The 1,317-nt window shown below is 33.3% G+C and carries 1 protein-coding gene; it reads right to left on the bottom strand.

Features of this window, described 5'->3' with window-relative positions; all coding sequences use genetic code 11:
* The coding region (locus tag V7056_RS20625; protein WP_499704259.1) for an aminotransferase-like domain-containing protein at nucleotides 1–1,232 on the bottom strand (1,232 nt) is incomplete at its 3' end.
* Nucleotides 1,233–1,317 lie beyond the last annotated feature (85 nt).

Raw genomic sequence — 1,317 nt, 5'->3', positions numbered from 1 at the left:
ATTCCACCTTGTGGGATTAAGTATTCAACATGTTCCCCTAAATATAAATTTAGACTCTTAACAATTTGGTTTCTTCGTTTTTCTAACTGTTTAACTAAAGAAGTAAGATGAGCATGAAAATGTTCAGATTCTAAGAAATCATTCGCAATCCATTGTGTAAACCCCGCGTGTCCAAAATCAATTTGTTGTTTTGCATCTGAAAGCCTTTCGATAACTGCTCTAGGTCCAATAATCCAACCAATTCTTAATCCAGACGCTACAATTTTTGATAATGAACTAATGTAAAGTACATTCCCATTTAAATCTAAATTTTTCAAAGTTGAATTTGTTTCACCATTAAAGGATGTCAAACTATATGGATCGTCTTCGATTATTGGAATTCCTAATTCAGAAGATATCTCTAAAATTCTTTTGCGGCGCTCTATACTAAGTAAGGAGCCTGTAGGATTATGAAAAGAAGGATTAAAAAATAGCATTCTGATTCGATGTTTTTTATATAACTCAATAATCTCTTCAGGATTTATCCCATCTGCGTCTACTGGTAAAGTATATGTTTTTACACCCGCAGATTTAAAAATGGGTAAATTATAAACATATGATGGATCTTCAATTGCAACGGAATCTCCAGGCTTTAATAAGCACTGAACAACCAAATATAAAGCTTGTTGTGCCCCTGAAGTTATTAAAATTGAGTCAGGGTCAGCTTCAATTCCTCGATATTGTTTTACATGTTTTGAAATCGTTCCTCTAAGTATTCTATAGCCTAGTGGATGATCATATCCTAATCCCCCAATAAATGATCTAGTAGAAATGATTTCTCTTAATTTTTTCATTGGAAATAGATCTTCAGATAATTCTCCACTTGCTAAATTAATGAACTCATGATCGACCATTTTCTTACGAATTCTTTTCGTAACAGGCAAATTTGGTAAAAAAGAGCCAGCTTCAATGTATCTGTTCCAACTTGGAATTCTTTTCTTAGTGATCCCCCAAATATCTCTATTTATTGTGGTACCACTACCTCTATTTCTTTTAATTAGACCGTTAGATTGTAGTTCATCATATGCAGATACTACTGTACTTCGGTTAATATTATATTCCTTGGCCAATTGTCTTTCAGAAGGCAGTGGCTTATCTGAAGGGAATGTACCATCTACAATTCCTCTTTCTATATATTCAGCAAGTTGTTTGTATATCGCTTTCTTTGCTTTACGGTCCGGCATCCAGTTCATAATCAACTCTCCACATTATTTTCTTTCAGTATTGTAAAACGTTGTCTTATCGAATGGGTTACTATCCTTTTATAGAAATGCATAT

Source organism: Bacillus sp. JJ664, assembly GCF_036962205.1.
Lineage (GTDB): Bacteria > Bacillota > Bacilli > Bacillales > Bacillaceae_G > Gottfriedia.
The sequence above is the reverse complement of the archived record's forward strand: the minus strand, read 5'-3'. Positions and strand labels throughout refer to the sequence as shown.